This window comes from Acinetobacter soli (assembly GCF_018139125.1).
Classification (GTDB): Bacteria; Pseudomonadota; Gammaproteobacteria; order Pseudomonadales; family Moraxellaceae; genus Acinetobacter; species Acinetobacter soli.
This window is the reverse complement of the sequence record NZ_CP073241.1, coordinates 2,742,575-2,766,349: the sequence shown is the minus strand read 5'-3', so window position 1 is coordinate 2,766,349 and position 23,775 is coordinate 2,742,575. Positions and strand designations below refer to the sequence as shown.

Annotated in this window: 23 protein-coding genes; 8 read left to right on the top strand and 15 right to left on the bottom strand. The window is 44.0% G+C overall.

Going from position 1 to position 23,775, the window contains the following annotated elements; genetic code table 11:
• Positions 1-127: 127 nt before the first annotated feature.
• Positions 128-823 (bottom strand): M23 family metallopeptidase, encoded by a 696-nt coding sequence (locus KCV09_RS12765; RefSeq protein WP_151815151.1) that lies wholly within the window; start codon positions 821-823, stop codon positions 128-130.
• A gap of 110 nt (positions 824-933) precedes the next feature.
• Between KCV09_RS12765 and KCV09_RS12760 the strand changes: the two genes are divergently transcribed.
• Positions 934-1,374: a hypothetical protein gene (locus KCV09_RS12760; protein ID WP_004933917.1), complete on the top strand. Its 441-nt coding sequence runs from the start codon at positions 934-936 to the stop codon at positions 1,372-1,374.
• Between the two features lie 97 nt (positions 1,375-1,471).
• On the opposite strand, the gene lpxC is transcribed toward KCV09_RS12760, so the two are convergent.
• The 9 genes from lpxC to ribA form a co-directional block, all read right to left on the bottom strand.
• On the bottom strand, positions 1,472-2,374 hold the full coding sequence (lpxC, locus tag KCV09_RS12755; protein ID WP_076033187.1) for a UDP-3-O-acyl-N-acetylglucosamine deacetylase: 903 nt from the start codon (positions 2,372-2,374) through the stop codon (positions 1,472-1,474).
• Positions 2,375-2,485: 111 nt separating this feature from the next.
• Positions 2,486-3,655 carry a cell division protein FtsZ gene (ftsZ, locus tag KCV09_RS12750; RefSeq protein WP_004933913.1) on the bottom strand — a complete coding sequence of 390 codons (1,170 nt, stop codon included), beginning with the start codon at positions 3,653-3,655 and terminating at the stop codon, positions 2,486-2,488.
• Positions 3,656-3,820: 165 nt separating this feature from the next.
• Complete coding sequence (gene ftsA, locus KCV09_RS12745) at positions 3,821-5,083, bottom strand: cell division protein FtsA (protein WP_004933909.1); 1,263 nt, start codon at positions 5,081-5,083, stop codon at positions 3,821-3,823.
• A 63-nt stretch (positions 5,084-5,146) separates the two neighbouring features.
• A complete protein-coding gene (locus tag KCV09_RS12740; protein WP_151815152.1) occupies positions 5,147-6,001 on the bottom strand; it encodes a cell division protein FtsQ/DivIB in 855 nt (284 codons plus the stop codon).
• A gap of 2 nt (positions 6,002-6,003) precedes the next feature.
• Positions 6,004-6,933, bottom strand: coding sequence for a D-alanine--D-alanine ligase (locus KCV09_RS12735; protein ID WP_004944800.1), 930 nt, complete (start codon positions 6,931-6,933; stop codon positions 6,004-6,006).
• A 45-nt stretch (positions 6,934-6,978) separates the two neighbouring features.
• Complete coding sequence (gene murC, locus KCV09_RS12730) at positions 6,979-8,433, bottom strand: UDP-N-acetylmuramate--L-alanine ligase (protein WP_004933901.1); 1,455 nt, start codon at positions 8,431-8,433, stop codon at positions 6,979-6,981.
• Positions 8,434-8,446: 13 nt separating this feature from the next.
• Complete coding sequence (gene murG, locus KCV09_RS12725) at positions 8,447-9,544, bottom strand: undecaprenyldiphospho-muramoylpentapeptide beta-N-acetylglucosaminyltransferase (RefSeq protein ID WP_151815153.1); 1,098 nt, start codon at positions 9,542-9,544, stop codon at positions 8,447-8,449.
• A 241-nt stretch (positions 9,545-9,785) separates the two neighbouring features.
• A complete protein-coding gene (gshB, locus tag KCV09_RS12720) occupies positions 9,786-10,730 on the bottom strand; it encodes a glutathione synthase (protein ID WP_151790780.1) in 945 nt (314 codons plus the stop codon).
• 172 nt (positions 10,731-10,902) lie between these two features.
• Positions 10,903-11,505 carry a GTP cyclohydrolase II gene (gene ribA, locus KCV09_RS12715; RefSeq protein WP_004933891.1) on the bottom strand — a complete coding sequence of 201 codons (603 nt, stop codon included), beginning with the start codon at positions 11,503-11,505 and terminating at the stop codon, positions 10,903-10,905.
• 574 nt (positions 11,506-12,079) lie between these two features.
• On the opposite strand from ribA, the gene KCV09_RS12710 reads away from it, so the two are divergent.
• The 3 genes from KCV09_RS12710 to KCV09_RS12700 all read left to right on the top strand — a co-directional run bounded on the left by KCV09_RS12710 (position 12,080) and on the right by KCV09_RS12700 (position 15,551).
• Entirely contained in the window at positions 12,080-13,777 is a 1,698-nt protein-coding gene (locus KCV09_RS12710; RefSeq protein WP_151815154.1) for a DUF4394 domain-containing protein, read from the top strand.
• A 258-nt stretch (positions 13,778-14,035) separates the two neighbouring features.
• Positions 14,036-15,193: an esterase-like activity of phytase family protein gene (locus KCV09_RS12705; protein ID WP_212515233.1), complete on the top strand. Its 1,158-nt coding sequence runs from the start codon at positions 14,036-14,038 to the stop codon at positions 15,191-15,193.
• A 145-nt stretch (positions 15,194-15,338) separates the two neighbouring features.
• The gene (locus tag KCV09_RS12700; RefSeq protein ID WP_004933879.1) at positions 15,339-15,551 is read left to right on the top strand and encodes a DUF1737 domain-containing protein; all 213 of its coding nucleotides are present in this window, start codon (positions 15,339-15,341) and stop codon (positions 15,549-15,551) included.
• Between the two features lie 62 nt (positions 15,552-15,613).
• Here KCV09_RS12700 and KCV09_RS12695 read toward each other — a convergent pair whose 3' ends face one another.
• From KCV09_RS12695 to pyrE, 4 genes are all read right to left on the bottom strand, one after another.
• Positions 15,614-16,105, bottom strand: coding sequence for a flavin reductase (locus KCV09_RS12695; RefSeq protein ID WP_004933877.1), 492 nt, complete (start codon positions 16,103-16,105; stop codon positions 15,614-15,616).
• Between the two features lie 103 nt (positions 16,106-16,208).
• Positions 16,209-17,237, bottom strand: coding sequence for a methionine synthase (locus KCV09_RS12690; protein WP_055415526.1), 1,029 nt, complete (start codon positions 17,235-17,237; stop codon positions 16,209-16,211).
• 23 nt (positions 17,238-17,260) lie between these two features.
• Complete coding sequence (locus tag KCV09_RS12685) at positions 17,261-18,289, bottom strand: DUF1852 domain-containing protein (RefSeq protein ID WP_212515232.1); 1,029 nt, start codon at positions 18,287-18,289, stop codon at positions 17,261-17,263.
• 277 nt (positions 18,290-18,566) lie between these two features.
• Positions 18,567-19,217 (bottom strand): orotate phosphoribosyltransferase, encoded by a 651-nt coding sequence (pyrE, locus tag KCV09_RS12680; protein WP_004933866.1) that lies wholly within the window; start codon positions 19,215-19,217, stop codon positions 18,567-18,569.
• A gap of 38 nt (positions 19,218-19,255) precedes the next feature.
• Here pyrE and KCV09_RS12675 point away from each other — a divergent pair, with 38 nt between their 5' ends.
• Together KCV09_RS12675 and KCV09_RS12670 are read left to right on the top strand one after the other, a co-directional pair.
• The gene (locus KCV09_RS12675) at positions 19,256-20,077 is read left to right on the top strand and encodes an exodeoxyribonuclease III (RefSeq protein ID WP_151815157.1); all 822 of its coding nucleotides are present in this window, start codon (positions 19,256-19,258) and stop codon (positions 20,075-20,077) included.
• A gap of 461 nt (positions 20,078-20,538) precedes the next feature.
• Positions 20,539-20,889 carry an arsenate reductase gene (locus tag KCV09_RS12670; RefSeq protein ID WP_039909803.1) on the top strand — a complete coding sequence of 117 codons (351 nt, stop codon included), beginning with the start codon at positions 20,539-20,541 and terminating at the stop codon, positions 20,887-20,889.
• A 65-nt stretch (positions 20,890-20,954) separates the two neighbouring features.
• Here KCV09_RS12670 and KCV09_RS12665 read toward each other — a convergent pair whose 3' ends face one another.
• Positions 20,955-21,392: a DUF2147 domain-containing protein gene (locus tag KCV09_RS12665; protein WP_004933856.1), complete on the bottom strand. Its 438-nt coding sequence runs from the start codon at positions 21,390-21,392 to the stop codon at positions 20,955-20,957.
• Between the two features lie 173 nt (positions 21,393-21,565).
• Between KCV09_RS12665 and KCV09_RS12660 the strand changes: the two genes are divergently transcribed.
• Together KCV09_RS12660 and KCV09_RS12655 are read left to right on the top strand one after the other, a co-directional pair.
• Positions 21,566-22,462, top strand: a complete 897-nt coding sequence (locus KCV09_RS12660) for an alpha/beta hydrolase (RefSeq protein ID WP_119025551.1) — start codon at positions 21,566-21,568, stop codon at positions 22,460-22,462.
• 117 nt (positions 22,463-22,579) lie between these two features.
• On the top strand, positions 22,580-23,770 hold the full coding sequence (locus KCV09_RS12655; RefSeq protein WP_151815158.1) for a GGDEF domain-containing protein: 1,191 nt from the start codon (positions 22,580-22,582) through the stop codon (positions 23,768-23,770).
• The last annotated feature ends 5 nt before the right edge of the window (positions 23,771-23,775 follow it).

Here is a 23,775-nt window from a genome sequence, read left to right as displayed (position 1 = left end):
AATTTGATGTTAGAGTCAAATTTGGCTCAAAAATAAACAAACCGCGACTTTTGCGCGGTTTGTGCATTGTTAAGAATTTATGTAAAGCAAGATTCAATAAAACAGGAGTCAGATGGATATAAAGAACTTATGGCAACATGGCAAGATAAGAACCTGGATTCTTGCGCTGACCGTCTTTCACCACTTCAAAGTGTAAATGTGGTCCCGTGCAGCGCCCTGTACAGCCAACATTGGCAATGTGCTCACCCGCACCTACACGGTCACCGACCTGTACCATTACGCGTGAAGCATGTGCATAGCGTGTGAGGTAACCGTTGCCGTGATTAATCTCGACATATTGACCATAACCTGTACCCCAACCCGCCTTGGTCACAATACCCGGGCCAGAAGCATAGATCGGTGTACCACTTGGCGCAGAGAGATCAATTCCTTCATGTGCGCGTGTGGTGCCGAGTAAAGTTCGTGTACCAAATTCCGAAGAGACACGCACCATGTCTGGCAATGGATGCGTTACTAACCATGAGTAAGGGCTGTTATTTGAGGCGGGGCTATAACGCGAAGAAGAGGATTTACCGTACTTTTTTTCGATGCTTTGATTGTTCAGTTCAGTTGTTTTTTCTCGTAAGGTGACTGAAACCTGTGTCTTACCGGGAATATCCAAATCGTCTGGATGCGTGTAAGAACCTTGACTGAGTGTACGGGAAAGCTGTTCGAGTCGGTCGGATGATGTATCTGTCTGATCAATCGTTTGGTAATCAGCGAAAGCAACTGATGCGGCAGAAGCTGCCAGAGAAAAAGCAAGTAAAATTCGACGCGTATGCATAAAAAACCTCGTGAAACTGTTCTTACTAAAAGTTCCTTGCGTGATCTCTTCCTTGATATCCATTGAATGACGCGTATAAGATGAGACATTGCCTGCAGTGAGTCACGACTATGTCTGAACCTAAAAACGTGTTTCAACAAACAAGAAAACACATAAAAACAGGAAACTTAACGTTTCTTACAACGCAAGTTGCACAGTGGCAAAAACTTACGAAATTAATTCAACCCTTATTGCCGCAACCTGAAAAATGGCAAGTAGTCTGTTATCAATATGGTGTCTTGACCCTTACCGGCGAAAATCAGGCCATGATTAGTCAGCTCGGTTATCTTCAAACACAATACATTACGAAATTAGCTCAACTAGAAGGCTTACACGAACTGCAACGACTCCAAGTGCGTTTACGACCAAAATCGCAACTTCCCCCAACATCATCACCGTCAGTTACCTCTCTCCCACCAGAAACCCAAGATATGTTACAAGGTGCTGCTGGTTTGGTGAGCGACCCTAAGCTTAGCCAAGCTTTACTACGTTTGGCAAGCAATAAAAAATAATCTCGAGCGTTAGGTCTGGCTCGCGGTGCGTCAAATCTGTGATGCAGTTATCTCTTTAAAGAATTACACTATAACATAACAACTGCGAGACAATGACTTAGCCAATGTTTACGTAAGAAATTGGGCAATCCTGTGCGTCATCAAATGTTACAATTTTATAATTGGCTAGATCGCTTTGTACGTTGCGAAGTAACTGGTTATTTAAAGCATGACCAGATTTGTAGCCATCGAACTTGGCAATAATCTGATGACCCATCAAATACAAGTCCCCTACGGCGTCTAATATCTTATGGCGTACAAACTCATCCGAAAAACGCAAGCCTTCTTCATTCACAACACCGGTATCATCTACACCAATGGCATTTTCAAGACTGGCGCCCAGTGCAAGATTATTGGCTTTTAAGTAATCCAAATCTTTCATGAAGCCAAATGTACGTGCTTCACTCACCTCGTATACAAACGTTTCGGTCGAAAAATCAATCGTGGCTGACTGGTATTCTTTGGCAAAGGCTGGATGATCAAAATCAATGGTAAAATTAAGTTGAAAGCCATCGTGCGGAGTAAAAATGGCTTTTTTATCGTTGATCAGTGCTTCAACAGGTTTTAAGATTTTTATAAACTTTTTTGGGGCATCCTGTTCACACAGTTCACCTTGCATCAATAAATAGATAAACGGCCCTGCACTACCATCCATAATCGGAACTTCCGAGGCAGACACTTCAATAATCAGGTTATCTATTCCCAATCCTGCAATTGCACTCATGACATGCTCAATGGTGCCCACTTTGACATTATCAATGACCAGATTGGAACACATGAATGCTTCTTGAATGAGCAAAGCATCGGCGTGAATGTCGACTGGTGGATCTAAATCAATCCGGCGAAATACAATGCCACCGTCAATTGCATGAGGCAAAAAATTGATCATGACCTTCTGACCACTATGAAGACCAATGCCACTCGCCTTAACCACGCGTTTGAGGGTACGTTGTTTCAACATGCTACGCTTACTTTATCTCTAAAAACCGATATAAGTTAGCATATTTAGCTATTGATAAAAAATAAAAAAGGTAGTGAATCTCACTACCTTTTAGTTAACTCAATAACGTTATTATTTACGTTGTTGATTTTTAAGATAATCCTGAATACTCATCGGTGAAGAGCGTGGTGAAGAGCTTGGTGCAGCTGCCGCTTCAACACCCTGACGCTTGTTAATCGCTGGTACGTCATCGTCATCAGTTGTATGTGCACTTGGTACATTCACATGATGTTGAACATGACGTTTACGCGGTTCTGCTTCAGAGGCATTACGCGTTAACCCTGTTGCAATCACAGTCACACGTAATTCATCGCGTGCTTCAGGGTCAAATACCGTACCGTAGAAAATCTCGCCTTCATCAAGATCGACAATCTGGTTAACCACGTCGGTAATAATCTCGGTTTCACGCAAGGTAATATCATCACCACCGGTAATGTTGATCAATACACCCTTGGCATTAATGATATTGACATTATCGAGCAGCGGACTGCGAATGGCTTGCTCAGCTGCCTGACGCGCACGATCTTCACCACGGCCTAAACCAGCACCCATCATGGCGTAGCCACGGGTACTCATGGCAGTTTTCAAATCGGCGAAGTCAAGGTTAATGTGACCACGGTTGACTACTAAATCAAAGATACTACGTACCGCATTAAGCAAGACATCATCTGCTTTTTTGTACGCATCACGCATTGAGATGTCGCCATAGACACTGAGCAAACGCTGATTTGGAATAATAATCAATGAATCAACATGTGCCTCAAGTGCTTCTATACCTTTTTCGGCAGCACGCAAACGACGGCGGCCTTCAAAGTTAAATGGCGTTGTTACTACACCAACGGTTAAGATGCCCATCTCTTGTGCGATTTCAGCCACAACTGGCGCAGCACCAGTTCCGGTTCCACCGCCCATACCGGCAGTCACAAACACCATATCGGTGCCTTCTAAATGCTGGCGGATAATTTCGCGGCTTTCTTCTGCTGCAATCTGACCCACTTCCGGGTTTGCACCTGCACCCAAACCACGTGTGCTTTGCTCACCAAGCTGCATCTTAAAAGGTGCATTCATGCTATCTAAAGCTTGCTTGTCTGTATTGGCGCAAACAAATTTCACACCTTTGATGTCGGATTGCACCATGTGCTGTACGGCATTTCCGCCACCACCACCTACACCAAACACAGTGAAACGGGCTTGACCGTTGCTATCGCTTAGTTCATCTTCTATAAATTCAAATGAGGCCATGACCTGTAGAGTTCCCTAATTCATATTGGCAGTCACTTCAGCCCGTATACTGCCTTGATCTTTAATAAAACTTCATTTTTAGGATGCTGCTCAAGAGTGACCTTGTCAAGTACGACAATTTTCTATTACAACTTCCCAACAATATTGTCCAAAAATACATACACCTTAAAAGATGGCTTTTAACTTGGTATTTAAGGTATTCCAACCATTTGCAACCCGATTCCACAATGAACGCTGGGCGACCTCTTCAGAATCTTCAACGGTATCTTGCAGTTCACTTTGGCTAAACATCAGTAAGCCCGCAGCTGTGGCATACATCGAGCGACGCATGGCCGCCTGATGCTGTTCATCAGCATACACCTGTAATGGCGGATTACCTAAATGTGCCGAAACACCCAGTATACGGCGTGCCAGACTCACCATACCTTCAATCTGACAAGCATCACCTGTTAAAACCACACCATGATACAGACCATGAATGGCACCACTGCGCTCAAGTTCATCACGAACCTGACCTAAAATCTCTTCATAGCGTGCAATGATGATTTCTGCTAGCTCAATACGACTAATGGTTTGTGGCCCATCAATCGCCTGTACCTGAATCATCTGATCGGGTTTAATCGCACTTAAATCCACGCAACCATGCAGAATTTTAATACGTTCTGCTTCTTCCGTGGTGGTTTGCAGTACTGCTGCAATGTCACGAGTTACATTTTCCCCACCGCGCTGCAAAGTACGTGCCAGTGCTAAACGTCCGTCTAAATATACCGCAAGATTAGAAATACCTGCACCCATATCGAGCAAACACACACCATATTCTTTTTCGTCTTTGAGCAGGCTGGCTTCGGCAGTCGCCAAACACGACACCACCATCTTTTCAACACCAATGTTGGCGCCTTTCATCGCCCGATCCAGATTCTGCATGATACTGATCGGCATCATCATCAGCTGATAATGACCGGTCATGCTATGCGCCGACATATTGATCGGATTTTGTACCCACTCTGATTCGTCGTCGAGCTCAAAACCTAACGGCACCGCACTGGCCAAATAATAATCTGGCGTGACATGACTGGCTTTGGCCAGCTCTAAGGCACGTACCACTTCATTGGTGGTGATGGTGTGGTCGGCTTTGGCAATCGGCGTTCGGCCAGAGGCATAAAAACTTTGTAATTCTGTTGTTGGAATTGACACCCATGCCGTGTGCACACGACATTCCGCCATATTCTCTGCTTCAGCCACTGCATTTTTAATTGCCGAAATGACCTTATCGAGACTGACGATTTTTCCTTTATTCATGCCACGGTTGCGTGCAGTCGCCATCCCGATGACTTGAATGTTATCCGGTGCGTGAACTTTACCAATTAAAACTGAAACTTTATGCGTCCCAATGTCAATCGCAACAATCGAGGGAACAGCTTCACTCATTACTCACTACCATTCGTTCGTTGTATAATATGGCAAAATGCCTGTTATTTTTAAAGCCAAACATTATGGCTTTGCTGTTATTCCAGATGCAACATTTGTGTCATCACTCGTTACAACAAACTGACCATTTAGTATCTTAGGCGGTGCGCCTGTTTTCCATTGTAGTGATAATCCATTTCTATAGCGTAAATCAATGGCTGAGATTTTGGACCACACTGGTTTCAGGTCAGTTTGAGCCAGATGGCTTAAACGTTGCAGTTTACTCATGGTTTGATCTTGATCCACAATAATACGCAGACCAGAATCAAATTGCATAAACCACGTCATACGCTCGGTGAGATAAAGCTCGGTTAAACGTAAATTGACGGGCTGGAATAATTGATTAATTTCGTTATAGCGACGCATCATGGCCTTCGACTGGGTGATTGGCCCATGTAGCATCGGTAAATCTGGATGATTTTTGAGTTCGGCTTCTGCATACACATCGCCGCTGTCACTGAGCAATCGGCCCGTGCCCCAGCGTGCAATTGGATGTCGCGGCATAATCCGCACACGAATACTATTGGGCCAAGCACGTGATACCACTACGCGATCTACCCAAGAAATCTCTAGTGCTTTGTCGCGGATCTGCTCTAGATCCGAGGTAAAGTAATTTTCTTTGATGATGGGTCGTATATGCTGCTCAAGCTGTGATTGCTCGATACCAGAGCGTGTGCCGACAATGTCTAAATCGGCAATTTTTGCATCGGTAATCACTTTGTACAAACCAAACACGCCAGCAGCCAGCACCACAAATGCAATACACAGCAAGATCCAGCCACCAATATTGGCAAGCTTTTGCTTGCGCGTGGGTGGCTTTTCATGAATGGATGTAATCGCCGCTCGTTTACGACGCATGGATGCTGGAAGCTGAGCCATATTTAGTGTGTCGAACCTGTAAGAGTTTGCGCTAAAATTTCAACGCACAGTGCATCAAAATCGATTCCAACGGCCTGCGCAGCCTTTGGTACAAGCGAATGGCTGGTCATTCCCGGTACAGTATTGATTTCGAGCAACCAGAAGTTTCCATGCTCATCCTGCATCGCATCGACACGCCCCCAACCACTGGCTCCAACGGCATGAAAGGCACGCAAAGTGAGTGCTTGTAGTTTCTTTTCATCGGCATCGGACAATCCCGACGGAATACCGTATTGCACATCGTTACGCTGATACTTGGCATCGTAATCGTAAAACGCCACGTCTTGAGGTGGCTGCAAACGAATGACGGGCAAAGCTTGACCATTGAGCACCACAATCGTGTACTCGCGCCCAGTGATCCATTGTTCAGCCATTACCACGGCATCATGGGCGGTTGCTTTTTCAATGGCGGTTGCAAAGTCTGCCATTTTTTCGACTTTACTCATGCCAATACTTGAGCCTTCATGTACTGGCTTGATGATCACAGGCAGGTTAAGAGACGCCACAATTTCGTTCAAATCTGAATCTTTATTGATAATCCGGTAAGGTGCAGTCGGTAAGTCACTGCCCTGCCAAATTTGCTTGGTCTTAATTTTATCCATGCCAATGGCGGAGCCTTGTACACCTGTTCCGGTATAAGGAATATCTAACCATTCCAGTACACCTTGAATCTGGCCGTCTTCCCCGCCCCGACCATGCAATACGATAAACGCGCGATCGTAACCCACCAGTTCGGTGACGCTACGTTCTTTAGGATCAAATGCTTCTGCTTGAACACCCGAACGTAACAATGCATCGAGTACGGCCTGACCACTATCTAAAGAAACTTCTCGCTCAGCTGATTTCCCACCAAACAACACGGCAACTTTGCCGAACTTTGACGCATTTGACACGTTTTTATCCTTAAATTTTTCGCACACTGAATCTGACCAAAACCATTACACTGATTTTAAATACAAATGCTGCTGGGCAAGATCGACTGAAATTGCTCCCACGTTACCCGCACCTTGCGTCAATAACAAGTCATTTGCTTGTAACACTTTTTGTATGATGTTGGGCAAATTGCCTTCAACCGGATCGACCAAAATAGGCTCTACATCACCACGTAGGCGGATACTTCGTGCCAAGGCGCGGCTGTCAGCACCAACAATCGGCTTTTCACCCGCAGGGTAAACTTCGAGCAACAGCAGTTGGTCCACCTGTGACAGCACTTCTACAAAATCATCGAAACAGTCACGGGTACGGCTGTAACGATGCGGTTGAAACATCATGACCAAACGACGATCTGGATGGCTTTGACGGGCCGCTTTAATGGTGGCTTCGACTTCTTTTGGATGGTGGCCATAATCATCGACCAGTTTGACATCTCCATCACCAAGTGCATATTCACCTTGCACCTGAAAACGGCGTCCAACACCACTAAAACCTTCTAGCGCACGACCAATCGCTGCATCGGAAACCCCTTCATCGGTGGCCACACCAATCGCTGCAAGTGCATTTAAAATGTTGTGCAGCCCTGGCTGATTAACCGTCAGACGCAATGGTTCGCGATCTTTTCGCAATACGGTAAAATGCGACTGCATGCCTTCTTGCACCACGTCTACAGCACGAATATCGTTGTCTTCATTAAAGCCATAGGTCAAGGTTGGGCGGCCAAAACGTGGCATGATTTCACGCACATTCTGATCATCGCCACACACCACAGCCAAACCGTAAAACGGTAAACGATGAATAAACTCGACAAAGGTATCTTTTAATTTGTCGAAGCTTCCACCGTAGGTATCCATATGGTCCGCATCGACATTGGTAATAATGGCGGCCATTGGTTGCAAATATAAAAATGAGGCGTCGGATTCATCAGCTTCGGCCACAATAAAGCGACTTGCACCGAGCGCAGCATTCACTCCGGTACGATTGAGCAAACCGCCAATCACATAAGTTGGATCCAGATTTTCTTCGGCCAACATGGTGGTCAGCAAGCTGGTGGTTGTGGTTTTACCATGCGTGCCTGCAACTGCAATCCCATGGCGGTAGCGCATCAGCTCACCCAGCATTTCTGCACGGCGCACCACAGGAATACGCTGCTCCATCGCTGCTTTAATTTCAGGGTTTTCCTGATCGATGGCTGTCGATACCACCAGTACATCTACAGCTTTCAGGTTTTCTGCACTGTGTCCGATATAAACTTTTACGCCTTTTTCTTCAAGCTGTGCCGTGGTTTTAGAGGCTTTGATATCCGAGCCAGATATTTTATACCCTTGGTTTTTTAAAACTTCTGCAATGCCGCACATCCCAGCACCACCGATTCCCACAAAATAAATGTGTTTAATACGGCGCATCTCAGGAACTTTAATGAGTTTTTTGGCTTGATCGGCTGGGGTTGTTGGTGACATAGGGCACTCTAACTTATAAAGTTTCAATAAGGTCTACCACGTGTTGGGTAGCATTGGGTTGCGCATGTTGGCGGGCTTTCACGGCCATTTCAGAGAGTAACTGACGATTCATGAGCGGGCGCAACAATGCATCGAGCGTTTCTGGCGTCATGCTAGATTGTTGGCAAATTTTGGCAGCACCGACATCAGCTAAAAACTTGGCATTGGCAGTTTGGTGATCATCCACTGCGATGGGTAATGGTATAAAAACTGCCGCCACACCGGCTGTTGCCACTTCAGTGACGGTTAACGCACCAGCACGGCAAATAATCAGATCGGCATCGCTATAAGCCTGTGCCATATCTTCGATAAACGGCATCACTTGTACATGTACATGAGAGGATGCATTGGCATAGCGTGCACGGGTGTCATCAAGCTGTTTTTGCCCACATTGATGAAAAATATTGAGCGGTAATCCGAGCTTTAACAGCGCCTCTGGCAGACGTTCATTGAGTGCCTGTGCTCCCAACGATCCGCCTACAATTAAAATATTTAGTGGTTGGCCAGCTGCTTCACGGCTGTCATAGCGCCACTTCGGACTAAGAATGGCTGAAATTTCCTGACGCACCGGATTACCTGTGGTTACGACTTTGCTATGTGCAGGAAACGTATTGGGGAAAGCTTCACAGACTTTTGCAGCAACACGTGCGAGCTGCGTATTGGTAAAGCCTGCAACCGCATTTTGCTCATGAATCAGCACCGGTATCCCTAAAATACGCGCGGCAAGCCCACCAGGCCCTGCCACATAACCACCGAAGCCCGCGACTGCATCGATTTTGAGCTGCTTCATATAACGCATGGCACTGTACGTGGCCTTCATGATTTTAAATGGTGCCATGAGTTTACGCACCGCACCATTGCCACGCACACCTTGAATATCAATCTGATAAATCGGGATATTCTGGTCTTTGAGCAGTCGATTTTCCATTCCTGCAGGTGTTGCCAGCCATGCCACTTGGCACCCTTGTTGCTGCAATTGTTTTGCAACCGCCAATGCGGGAAAGACATGACCGCCTGTACCGGCAGCCATCATCATGACATGTTTGGATTTACGTTGTGATGCATCAGTCACGGTATACTTCTTTAGCTCAAAAACAAGGGAAATAACAGTTATTTATTTAGCGGATTATTCTAATCCTAAAGCACACGCAACGAAAAGCTTATTTCACGTGTTTGCAACATAAAGCATGGTGTTTTTTGGTTGTTCTACAGCAAAAAATATATTAACTGAATAAAAATCAAAATAATCATTTTTAGAATTATCTAATGTCCTTGCAGACACTGGCCAACAAGGACATAGCGTGATTTATTTTTTACTGTGGACGACCTGCTTCGAGCACATCAAACAACATATCGGCAATTGAAGTGCCAAACTGCGCATCGATCTCGCGGATACAGGTTGGACTGGTCACGTTAATTTCCGTGACGTAATTTCCAATAACATCGAGCCCGACAAAGACCAAGCCTTTTTCACGTAAAAATGGCCCCACTTTGGCTGCAATTTTTTTGTCATTTTCCGTGAGTGGACGTGCTTCACCTAAACCACCAGCAGCCAAATTCCCTCGCACTTCTCCATTTTGCGGAATGCGCGCTAAACAGTACGGCACTGGCTCACCATTGATCATCAATATTCGTTTATCGCCATCTACAATTTCAGGGATATAGCGTTGCGCCATGATCGGACGCGTTCCCATTTCTGTGAGCATTTCCAAAGTTGAGCCAATATTCTGCCCGCCTTGATGCAGGCGGAAAATTCCCATCCCGCCCATCCCGTCGAGCGGTTTAACAATCACATCACTATGCGCTTGAATGAACTCACGGATTAAGCTCTGCTGCGATGTTACCAGTGTCGGCACTTGTAGCTCTGGAAACTGCGTGGCAAAGAGTTTTTCGTTACAGTCACGCAGGGACTGCGGTTTATTGATGATCCACACCCCTTCACGCTCCGCCTGCTCCAAAATGTAGGTGGTATAGACAAAGTTCATGTCAAACGGCGGATCTTTACGCATCAAGATCACATCGTAGTCGGCTAGCGACTGTTTTTGCTTCTCGCCCAGTTCGTAATAGTGCTGGTAATCTTCAAATACGGTGAGAGGTGCAATCAGACCACAGGCCTTACCTTGATCGATATATAAGTCGTGCTGTAATGCATATCCCAATTGATGACCTCGTCGGCTCGCTGCCCACAGCATGGCCATAGTCGAATCTTTTTTAAGATTCACCGTTTCAATCGGATCCATTACGACAAGTACACGCATAATCTGACGCTCATCTGTTGAGTTGTGGCAAAAGTATAGCGAATTTTTTTATCTCACGCCGAACAGCAGCATAAAACAACACAGACCACAAAAAAAGGCAAAGATCCGAAATCTTTGCCTTTTCAACTACAGCGCAGGAAAACTGTGACTTTCAATGTTGATGAAAGGCCGATTAAAAATCGCTTTCTTCATACATGTGAGACATGCGTTTTTGTTTGGTATTCAAATAATCTTGATTGAAAATATTCAATCCGACTGTTAATCGCACACGATCAACCACATTGATTCCTAAATCTTGTAGTGCTTTTATTTTTAAAGGATTATTGGTAATTAATTTCACTTCTTCTACCTTGAGATGACCCAGCATAATCGAGCACATATCATAGCGACGCGCATCTGCAGGAAGGTTGAGCAATAAATTCGCATCGACTGTATCATGCCCCTGATCTTGCAATGCATAGGCGCGAATTTTATTGGTTAAGCCAATGCCACGCCCTTCCTGACGCAAATACAGAATCACACCTTGCCCTGCATCATGAATCATCTTCATCGTGGCATGCAATTGAGGACCACAATCACACTTGAGTGAGCCGAAAGCATCCCCCGTTAAACACTCTGAGTGAATGCGCACCAACACGGGTTGTCCAGAGAGATCCGCGCCGCCTTTACTCAGCGCCACATGCTCTTCGCCCGTTTTGGGATCTTGAAACACATGAATGTCGAAATCACCATAAGCGGTCGGTAATTTTGATTTTGCAACGAATTCTATAGCCATGAGTTTATCCGCTTGTAAAAAACCAATGAGATCAAACCCGGATACATCATCATGAATGACAAGATCAGGCGCTTTGAATAGCTTCTATGAAGCGACAAATCTAGATCCGAATTTAATAAGAAGAAGGCCCACTGGATTCAAAAGGTTAGTGAGTTTTTGCCGCAATATATGCAATAAAAAAGTGCTACAGCCACTGGTACATCATCATTTTCGATTTTAGGGTAACGACAGTACAGTGAATTTTTTGTGAACGCATCCAAGCGTTCGATGATAGTGATTTGTTTAGTCAGATCGGTATCAGCGTGTAGAAAATCTTACACTGTTTACTTTTTACCCATAAACCATGTGAATTTGACGTGAAGACTTACATTTAAATGACCAATTTACATCGATCAAAAATAATTCTTTTATTTACAAAATTTGATCACAACTCTAACTTAAGAATAGTAAATCGTTCACGATTTATACAGGACACAATTAGAACACAGCGGAATAACAAATGCGACTGGGGAAGTTGATCACTCATTCCTTGTACCTTGTTTAACCACTCAAAACAGTGCTGGAAATAAAACTCATGAAAAAAAGTATATTGGCATTGGCACTTGCATCGGCAAGCTGCCTTTTGATTACAGGATGCAACTCAGACTCCGATAGCGATGATAACGTATCATCAAGTGCTACAGGAGATACCATCATATTAACTGCAGATGGCTCCATTGCCTCTGTAAACCGCGACACGCCAGATCAGATTGTATCATCGAAAAAAATCTCCATGCTTCAAGCCAATGATCAGCTTGTGGGGATCGATTATCGTCCGAAAGACGAAAAGCTTTATGCCGTTGGCTTACAAGGTAATTTGTATACCGTCGATCCGAGTACTGGTGCAGCGACTTTCTTAAGAAAGTTAACAGCTGATCCGACAGATACTACTGACGGTAATGCGCCTTTTACTAAAATTAATGGCGATGCAGAACTGATTACGGTCAATTTTAACCCCGTAGCCGATCGTTTACGTGTCATCACCAATACAGGGCAAAATCTGCGCATCAACGTTGACACTGGTGCGACGATTACAGACCTCGATATCAACCCGACCACCAGCAGTCCAGTCATTGTTGCCGCTGCCTATACCAATGCATTTGCAGGCACCGCGACCACACGCCTATTTAGTATCGACCAGACCACCGACAGTATTTATTTACAAAACGCCAATGCAGGTACGCTAGGAAATTCTGCACGACTTGCAGAAGGACTGGATTTCCAAGGTGGCAGCGGTTTTGATATCGATCCAGTGAGTAACGTTGGCTATGCGGCCTTAAAAGCGGCAGGAAGCTATAAACTGTATCAAATCAATGTTGGGAATGTAGGCACCAGTAACCCTGCCGTATTTAATAGTGCGGCGCTGGCCAGCAGTTTCAATACTTCAGGCATTCGCGGATTGGCACTTAAACGTGCCAAAGATACCACCGCAACAGGTATTGGCTTAAATGCCAACAATAAGCTGGTGGTGTTCTCGTTGAGCACACCAAATAGCGTCCAAGAGCGTTCAATTAGTGGCGTACAGGTCGATGAGAAATTTATTGGTATCGATTACCGACTACGCACCACCACCGATAAGTCTGGCGTATTGTACGGTCTGACCAACAAAGCCAATCTCTATACCATCAATACCGATACAGGCGTCGCCACTTTGGTAACCCCTCTTAAGCCTGCTACGGGTAGTAGTTACGCCGGCTTACAAGGAACCTCTTTTGCAGTGGACTTTAACCCTGCGGCGGATCGCTTACGTGTGATCAGTAACACTGGACAAAGCCTGCGTATTAATGTCGATACGGGCGAAACCATTAAAGATGGTGACATTAATGGCATTGCGGGTGCAATTGTCACGGCAGCGGCGTATACCAACAGCTTCAAAACTGCAATCAGTGGTGTAGCAACCGAACTGTTTGATCTTGATCAAACCAATCAAACGCTGGTCAAACAAGATCCACCAAACAACGGTACGATTAACCGAATTGGTGGGCTAGGAATCAGCTTGGGCACCAACAACGGCTTTGATATTGCAGGTGGTGATAACGGTCTGGCACTGGCAACAGTGGCAGGAAGTACTGGGCCTTCTGTGCTTTATCGAGTTGATATCAATACCACAACCAGCAGCGATACCCGCGCACGCGCAGCAGTCAGCGTTGATGGTACGCCAAATGTGGCAGCATCGACTATTGGTACGTCAAGCACAGCGCCATTGATTGATCTGGCAATTTTGTTGAAGTAAAAAATACGCATGGGCAGATTTGCTTTGAATGAGTGAATCTGCCCCTAAGCGTAGACTTATTTCTTAATTCTTTCCTCAACCGCACGACGATCTATAAGTGCTTATCTTGGCTGACATTAAAAAACATTATTTAGCATGAAAAGGAATCACCAGGTTTTTCAAGAAACACATCCTTTTAAAAGTGATTCACATTCATTAAATTGACACTGAGTGGATTTAGCTTAAAGCACCTATAACTCATTACTGGGGGCTTTATTCATGCACGCATATTCTCGTCAATTGAGTCGCTTGTGCCTAATCTGTAGCTTAAGTTTTCTATTCATCAGTTGTAAAAATAGCAACTCTCAAAGTAGCACCTCAATCTCTCCCTCTACAGCCAATTCGATCAGTGGGCTACGCTTGATTGGCGACTATAACATTGCTGCCCAAACTCAGTTTAATGGGGTTGAATTTGGAGGAATTTCTGGAATTGATCGAGACAGTGAAGGTCATTATTGGGCGATCTCGGACGATCGTGGTGAAGTCGCGAATCCTCGTGCCTATGTTTTAGATATTGCACTAGATGCCAACCAAATATCATCCATTACCATCAATAAAATGATTTATCTACATGATGAAAATAATCAATTGCATCCGATAGGCCGTAAAACTATCGATCCAGAATCGATACGAATGGCTCAAAATGGTCATGTTTATATCTCAAGTGAAGGAAATTATTCCAGCAACAGCACCGATCTGTACCAACCTTTTATCCGTGAATATAGCTTAAATGGCTCAATTATTAGACAATTTGATATTCCAAAAGCTTTTTATTATCAAGATAATCTGACGCAAGGTGGACGCAGTAATAAATTATTTGAAGCACTGACCTTAACACCCAAAGGACAATTATTTGCTGCGACAGAAGATGCCTTAATTCAAGATGGACCAATGACCAGCATTAACAATGGTAGCGTTATTCGGTTTTTAAAATTCGATGTCAACACAGGACAAAACACAGCGCAATACGCTTATGATATCCCCAAAATTCCGGTAGACAGCCCACCAGAGACCTTTCGACCAGACAATTGTGTTTCAGAAATGCTGGCATTAAGTGAAAATGAATTTTTGGTGATTGAACGTGCATATGCCGATTTGGTAGGCAATACGATTCGAATTGTGAAGGCAACGATTCAGCCAAACACAACTGACGTGCGTCAAATTTCAAGTTTAGTCAATGCTCAATACCAATCTATATCTAAGCAAACACTTCTTGAACTTCCGATTCAATACAACTCTATCAAAATTGAAAATATTGAAGGCATCAGTTGGGGGCCTACATTGGCCAATGGGCATCGTACACTCATTTTAGTTTCAGACAATAACTTCCAAAATCAAAAAAATACCCAGTTTTTAGCTTTTGAAGTATTGCCTTAAATCAAATGATGCATATCTCTGAAATAAAACGATAACCGCTTAAGTATGGATCGAGATACTGCACTCAGATGCTGGAATCATCTCGCTTGCTTTAGTGACACGACACTGTATCTTGAAACAGTTAATCGAATAGAGCACATATAACATGCAACTTTATCGCTATTTAACCGGTCCAGACGATGCCCAGTTTTGTGCAAGAGTCAGCAAAGCCTTGAATCAGGGCTGGACATTATACGGTGCACCGACCATGACATTTAACGGCACTCAGGTCATTGTAGGGCAAGCCATTACCAAAGAGGTGGATGCCGCTTACGAACCAGAAGCAGATATGCTTGAAACGCTCAAACAACATGCCTAAATTAAAAATGCCTGTCACGAGACAGGCATTTTTTATATTTAAATCTGTTTTTAAACGGTCATTTATGCCAGCGTTGTTTCGCCTACATGATGATAGGCACGGTTGAAATAAACCAAACCTTGCTCATGATGCTGCTGACGAATTGCCACAATCGGACAAATAAAAATGGTGTGTGTGCCCACTTGCTGAATTTGCTCGATTTCACAATCAAAGCTGACCAATGCATCATTTAAAACCGGCGAACCTGTTTCCAGCTCAATCCATTCGCCATATTGAAAGCGTTCTTCAGGACTAAGCTTCGATGCAAACACTGTCGAGAGCTGCTCATGCTGAGCACCGAGTACATTCACACTCAGGATTTTATTTTTGAGAAAATGCGCATGAGAGCTAGCAGACTGATTCATGCAAACCAATAAAGTAGGTGGTGTATCGGTCACGCTACACACCGCAGATGCAGTAAATCCGTAGCGCCCTGACATGCCCGCTGTGGTCACAACGCTGACCGCACTGGATAATAACGACATTGCGTTTCGAAAGTCTGTTGCTGCAACCATTCCCATCTTCCTCAATTGAATCCTGTGCCCAACAGGCACAGGTCACCGACTGAATTTACTGATTCACCCCAAGGCATTTATATCCCCAGGATGATTAAAACGCTTAGGCTGAAAGTTCACGGCGAATAATTTCGGCACCTGCACTCAGGGCCTGTAATTTACCGCGTGCAACGTGACGTGCGAGTGGAGTCATACCGCAGTTGGTCGATGGATACAATTTATCTGCATCAACAAACTGTAAGGCTTTACGCAAGGTATCTGCCACTTCTTCTGGTGTTTCAACCGTATTGGTTGCAACATCAATTGCACCCACCATGACTTTTTTACCACGGATCAGTTCAATCAGATCCATAGGTACACGTGAATTGTGACATTCAAGTGAGATAATGTCGATCTTTGACTGCTGTAGCTTAGGAAAGGCTTCTTCATACTGACGCCATTCTGAACCAAGCGTTTTCTTCCAGTCTGTATTGGCTTTAATGCCATAACCATAGCAGATATGTACTGCTGTTTCGCATTTAAGGCCTTCAAGCGCACGCTCAAGTGTGGCAACGCCCCAGTCATTGACTTCATCAAAGAATACGTTAAATGCTGGCTCATCGAACTGGATGATGTCTACACCCGCTGCTTCTAATTCTAACGCTTCTTGGTTCAGAATTTTAGCAAATTCCCACGCCAACTTTTCACGGCTCTTATAGTGCGCATCAAATAGGGTATCGATCATGGTCATTGGGCCAGGCAGTGCCCATTTAATTGGTTGTGTGGTTTGCTGACGCAGAAACTTGGCATCTTCTACAAATACCGGCTTCTGGCGTGAAACTGCGCCGACAACCGTTGGTACGCTGGCATCGTAACGGTTACGAATTCGAACCGTTTCACGCTTTTCAAAATCTACGCCATCAAGATGCTCAATAAAGGTGGTCACGAAATGCTGACGCGTTTGTTCACCATCACTGACGATATCAATACCAGCATGTAGCTGCTCTTGCAAAGACACAAGCAATGCGTCACGTTTGCCTTGTACTAGATCATCGCCTTCGAGTTTCCACGGTGACCAAAGTTTTTCAGGTTCTGCAATCCAAGACGGTTTTGGTAAGCTGCCAGCAGTTGATGTCGGTAATACACGTTTCATAATCAATAATCTTCTATCTTAAGTTAAACAGCAGCACAATTTTTTTCAGCGTAAGTCTTTTTATCCGAATGACCTGTTTCTGTGTAAGTTGCAGCCCATTGCGTCAAAATATCTTGGTACGGTTTGATGAAGTGTTCTTCTGTCCACTTGCCTTGTTTGATTGCCAACTGACTACGCTCTTCGCGGTCATACACAATGCGTGTCAATGAGAAATCTTGGTGCTTTAAGCTTGGCTGATAAATTTTTCCAGCGGCTGAGTTGGCATTGTAAATTTCTGGACGATAAATCTTCTGGAAACTTTCCATGGTGCTGATGGTCGCTATCAGCTCAAGATCGGTATAATCACGCAGCAAGTCACCTTGGAAATAAAATGCCAGTGGTGCCACGCTATTTTTTGGCATGAAATAACGGACTTTTAGACCCATTTTGGCAAAATATTCATCGGTCAATGAATAAGCTTCTTGTTGATATTCCACACCGAGTACAGGATGCTCATTGGTTGTGCGGTGATAAGTCTTGGTGTTCGATACGCTTAAGCAAATTACAGGCTGCTTGGCAAAGTTCTGCTTGTAGGCTGCTGAGTTGACGAACGACTTAAAGATTTTACCGTGTAAATCGCCATAATTTTCTGGAATGCTAAACTTTGCCTGATTTTTATTATGTTCCAAGAGCAAAACGCTAAAATCGTAATCCCGAACATAAGAAGAAAAGTTATTGCCCACAATACCATCTATACGCTGATTGGTTTGATAATCGATGATTGTGGTTTTTAAAATTTCAATCGTTGGAAACGTTTCACCGTTGCCTTCAACATCAATCCCGACCGAAATAATATCGAGTTCTAAGGCGTAACGATTACCATTTGGATTATCCCACTGGGCAAGATCATTGAAACGATTATTGATCATCGTCAATGTATTACGCAGATTCTCTTCACGAGCTTCGCCTCTGGCTAAATTCGCAAAATTGGTGGTAATGCGCGTATTGTCGGCTGGACGATAATTTTCGTCAAAACGAATACTCTTAATCGAAAATTCAAACGCTTTACTCATGGTGATCTGCCCCTATTCTCTATGCAGACAGTTATACCCGAAGCCTTAGATGAATAAAAATGATTTAGTTTCACAGCAAACTGAGTAAAATTCATGTTTAGCCCAATAGCCCCATAAATAAGGGCATTCAGCGATTGGCTAAAATGAATCTAAGGGTTCAATGGACGTTTTTAATGGTGATTTATTCTGCAATCTTGATATTAATGACATTTCAGCGCACGCGATGTAATCGCAAATAAAAAAAGGAAGCCGATGCTTCCTTTTTGATTACTCAATATTAAATGCCATATTTCAAACGGTAATCTTCCATTTTGGCTAACGCTTGAGTTTCACCTTTGGCTTCAAGATAATTCATTAAATCTTTCATGGTGATCAAGGCATGAACCGGGATCTCAAGCTCTTTTTGAACTTCCTGAATGGCAGATAATTGGCCCTGACCACGCTCTTGACGATCGAGTGCCACCAGCACGCCTGCAATGGTTGCCCCTGCATTTTTTAAAATGGTGACCACTTCACGAATGGCCGTGCCTGCGGTAATTACATCATCGATAATCCAGACCTTTTTACCTTCAACCGCAGCGCCGACCAGCACACCACCTTCACCATGATCTTTGGCTTCTTTACGGTTAAAGCCCCACGGCACACTTTTACCATGCACTTGCGATAATGCCACCGCTGTTGCGGCAACAAACGGAATACCTTTATAGGCAGGGCCAAAAATGACATCGACATGCTGACATTGCATCAATTGATCGGCATAGCCTTGCGCCAGTAGCGACAATGCTTCACCATCGTTTAACAAACCTGCGTTAAAAAAATACGGACTGACACGTCCTGATTTTAAGGTAAACTCACCAAATTTAAGCACACCGCGTGATAACGCGAGTTCGATAAAGGCTTGCGGGTTAAAAGACGATGGCGTTGTCATAGGTGCTCCAGATTCATCAATTGAGGTCAAACTTGCGCATGATACCAAAGGATCAGTATCCAAGTGATGTAAAAATTCTACGAGTCGTTTCAATCAACGTAAATGGCTTACGTGCATCGGTCACCAAAGGCCTACTCGAATGGTTAGAAAAGTCCGAGGCAGACGTGGTATGTATGCAAGAAAGCCGCATCACGCATGCCCAATGGACCGACAAATTTAAACCCGAAGGCTGGTATACGCACCTGTTTCCTGCCGAACGTGCAGGCTATGCAGGTACCGCGATTTATAGCCGTATTCCCTTTCGCGCTGTTCAGGACGGTTTGGGCTTTGAACTGGCTGATTCTCAAGGTCGCTTTATTGCTGCCGAGTTTGATTTGGGCCTCGAACAGCCAGCCTATGTATGCTCCTTGTATCTTCCGTCTGGATCTTCTGGCGATGAAGCACAGGCGCGTAAAGATGTGTTTTTAGAGCAATACGCCCAGATCTTAAAGCAATGGCGCGATGAAAATAAATCGATCATCGTGTGTGGTGATTACAACATCGTGCACAAGCGTATCGATATTAAAAACTGGGCGGGCAATCAAAAGTCGTCGGGCTGTTTACCGCACGAACGTGCATGGCTCGATCATATTTATGACGAACTCGGTTATGTCGATACTTTTCGTGAGGTTCGCCCTGAAGCAGAGCTGTACTCGTGGTGGTCAAACCGTGGTCAGGCGCGTGCTAAAAATGTAGGATGGCGAATTGACTATCATGCGTGTTCCCCAGACTGGAAATCCCGTACCGTCAATGCCTGGGTATATAAAGATGAATGGTTTAGCGACCATGCACCGGTCATTGTGGATTATCAAATTAGCTAATTCAGTGTACATATGTACACTGAATAAACGTCAAAAACCTACATTTGTTGTGGAAATTTAGTATTTTTATTTCATAGGTTTAAGCGCATTATACACACACGGCACAGGGACATGTCAGGATGACAAAGGGATAGGACGCCGTAGGACGAATACGATAACCGGATGGTTATTTCAAGGATGTGACATTGGACGTTGAAATGAGACCCGCATGATCAGGATGATTAAATGCGGGTTTTCTCTATTTAAATATCCAATTTTATTTTTATATCTTCATACTTCTTTTAAATCTATTTAAACACTGTCATGTGTCAATCTTATGACATTTTCAAACTTTTATCTGCATCTTGCTTGTCTGTATTTCTGCAAAGGTTATTCCACGTGATTACAGATTGGCGTTGCACTGGTGCTTTTTAAGATTTTTAGATAGGCTTAAGCGCTTGTGATGAGAAAAGTTGATGATCATGCTGGAAATTTACGGAATCAAAAATTGTAGTTCAATGAAAAAAGCGTTTGATGCACTCGATGCCAACGGCTTGCGTTACACATTTCACGATTATAAAAAGCAAGGTATTGATGCCGAAACCCTCGGTGTGTGGCTAGAAAACATCGGCCCAGAGCTTCTAGTGAATAAAAAAGGCACCACATGGCGCAAACTCAGCCCTGAACAACAACAAGCAGCACTTTCTGATACTGCCACACTGATTCAAACCCTGATTGAGCAGCCAAGTATCATTAAACGTCCGGTTCTCAAAACAGACTCTGGTTTTGTCGTTGGCTTCGATGCCGATACATATGCGGCATTAAAGGGCTAAACCGTTCAAAGCAAACAGCCGAATGACTCATTCGGCTGTTAATACAAATTTATGACTCAATGTAATTAGCTTACACGAACCCATGTCTGGTTACGCCCAAGTGCAGAAATACCGATGTAGCCACGTAAGTTCAGCTTTTTCCCGCCTTCGGCAATCTCACCTTTGAGTCGGTAAGTTTTACCAGTTTTTGGGTCCATGATATTCCCACCGTCATAACTGGTGCCGCCAGTATTCTTCAGGTTGTGAACAATGGTCACGCCTTTAAGCGGTTTATTTTTGTATGGGCCTTCACACTCAGTACAGCCATTTTCTTGGCCTGGTGTAAGCACATTCTGGATGGTACCCGATAAGGTGCCATTTTTTTGCTCGGTAAATTTGACAATCGCTTTGGGTTGGTTGGTTTTATCATCAATGGTTTTCCATACCGTACCATTGAGCGGATCGGCCGCATTTGCCAAAACCGTTGCGCCTAGCAATCCTAATGCCAATGCTATTTTTTTCATTTTTGTCCAATATCCTTGTAGTCTTAACCGACAGTTATAGTATTAAAAACTCACAACAATAATGCAATTTTTGTATGTGACTATTTAGTGTAGCCTTGTTAATCGCAGGGGAAAAAACATATATATTGCGAATAAACTGTAAAAATCTGCAACACCACTATAGGTTGTAAATTATGTGGAAACAATATTTTACCGAAACAATTTTAAAAACCACGATACGAACACCAAGCCGTTTTAGCTTGCCACCCACAACGTTGCGAATTGCACTTGAGCAAATGTGCCGGATTTTTCCCGTGAATAAAACCGTGACCGTGCGTTCAGTGCGCTTGGCGGGCGTTCGTGCCGAGGAAATCAAACCGCAATCGTCTTCGACACAGCTTATTTTTCATATTCACGGCGGTGCCTTTTTTCTGGGAAGCTTAAATACCCACCGTGCCTTTATGACCGATCTGGCAGCGCGCACCCAGATGCAAATTCTGCATGTCGATTATCCACTTTCTCCAGAGGCGCGTTTTCCAGAAGCATTAGATGCCTTATACGATATTTATCATATCTTGCTCGATCAAGGTGTTTTGGCCAAAGATATCATCTTGTCTGGCGATTCTTGTGGTGCAAATCTGGCGCTCGCTCTGGCGCTGCGTTTAAAAGATAATCAGGATCCTTTACCAAGTGGCCTGATTTTAATGTCACCATTTTTAGATCTGACATTGAGTAGTGAATCACTGCGCCTAAATAAAAAGCACGATGCCTTACTCTCAATTGAAGCACTTGAAACCGGCATTGAATACTACATCGGCTCACGTATAGCACGTGATGATCCGCGCGTTTCGCCGCTTTTTGCAGATCTGTCAGGTTTGCCACCAACCTTGGTTCAGGTGGGGTCAAAAGAAATCTTGCTTGATGATGCCAAGCGCTTTCGCGATTATGCAAAAGCTGCGCATGTAAAAGTTGATTTCAAACTCTATACCGGCATGTGGCATAACTTCCATATGTTTAATGCATGGTTTGATGATGCCAAACAGGCTATTTCAGATCTTGCCGTATTTGCTCATCAACTTGATCGTGATTAAATGCAAGCTGGCATTTTGCCAGCGGCATTTCAAAAATAATAAGAAGGAATATCTGATACATCATAATAAATGCTATCTTAAACTCTGAAATCTAATAGAAGTCATGGATAATTTGGCATGACAAAAACAAATTCTAGACTTTGGTCTTTCATTTTTAGCATGTATATGAAGAATCCTATTATTAATTGGACGGTTCTTGAAAAATGCAAACTCATCATCCTGCTGTCATCTGGCATGATTTTGAGCTGGATTATCTGGAAGCTTTTCGTACTGCTACACCCAGAGCTATGGAAATATGTAAATATTAGATTAATCAAAATTGACATGTGGGTCTGCAGCCTCACATTGACTCTTTTAATTTTCTTGATGTATCTGTGTCATTATCATGCACATAGAATCTGGATCCAGAAAGTTATTCCTATTGTCACTATTTATCTGTTTGCGCTGATCCTATACCATGGGAGCTATATGACGGGTTCTTTAAGCCCCGCCACCGCAGTAGGGTATATCAGTACAGTGGTCATTGGTTTAATTTTATTTGACCGCTGGCTTATTTATATTACCTTGATTCCAGCGACCTTATTACTGCTCGTAACTGGCTATCTAAGCCTGAAGCAATACATTCCCTATGCACCAGTTTTTAATATCGCTGCCCTAAAACCATCACCTGCACAGCATAACTTTTGGGTGGGTAGTATGGTGTTTTTTTCAGTGCCTATCCTGATTGGCTTTTTTGGTTTATTTGAAATTTTACTTTCTCAATGGCGCGAGCGTGAATATGAAATCAAGCGTCTCAGTCAACTAGATTTTCTGACCAATCTTTTAAATCGTCGTAGCATTAACGAGGCGCTCAATACATTACAGCATGATCACACTCCCCAAAGCTATGCCATTATTTTGCTGGATGTCGATCATTTTAAGCATATTAATGATCAGTATGGACATCACACTGGTGATCAAGTGCTCATTGCAATCGCTGAATGCCTGCGCCAACACTCACGCCAGCAAGACAAAATTGGACGCTTTGGTGGCGAGGAATTTATTGTACTGTTGCCGCAAACCTCGCTTCGCGCAGCACGACAGGTTGCAGAGCGTTATAGACTCGCACTAGAAACGCTGATCATTTCGCCCTCTAAACATCTGCATATTCAGGTCAGTGCCAGCTTTGGTGTCGCAAGTTGCAACGAGGCTGAGGATAGCTCGCAAATTTTAACTCAAGCCGATCAGGCGCTGTATTTGGCCAAAGCCTGTGGTCGAAATCAAGTCAAAAGCTACACGGGTGATATCCAGCAATTTGCACATCATTGATGTGT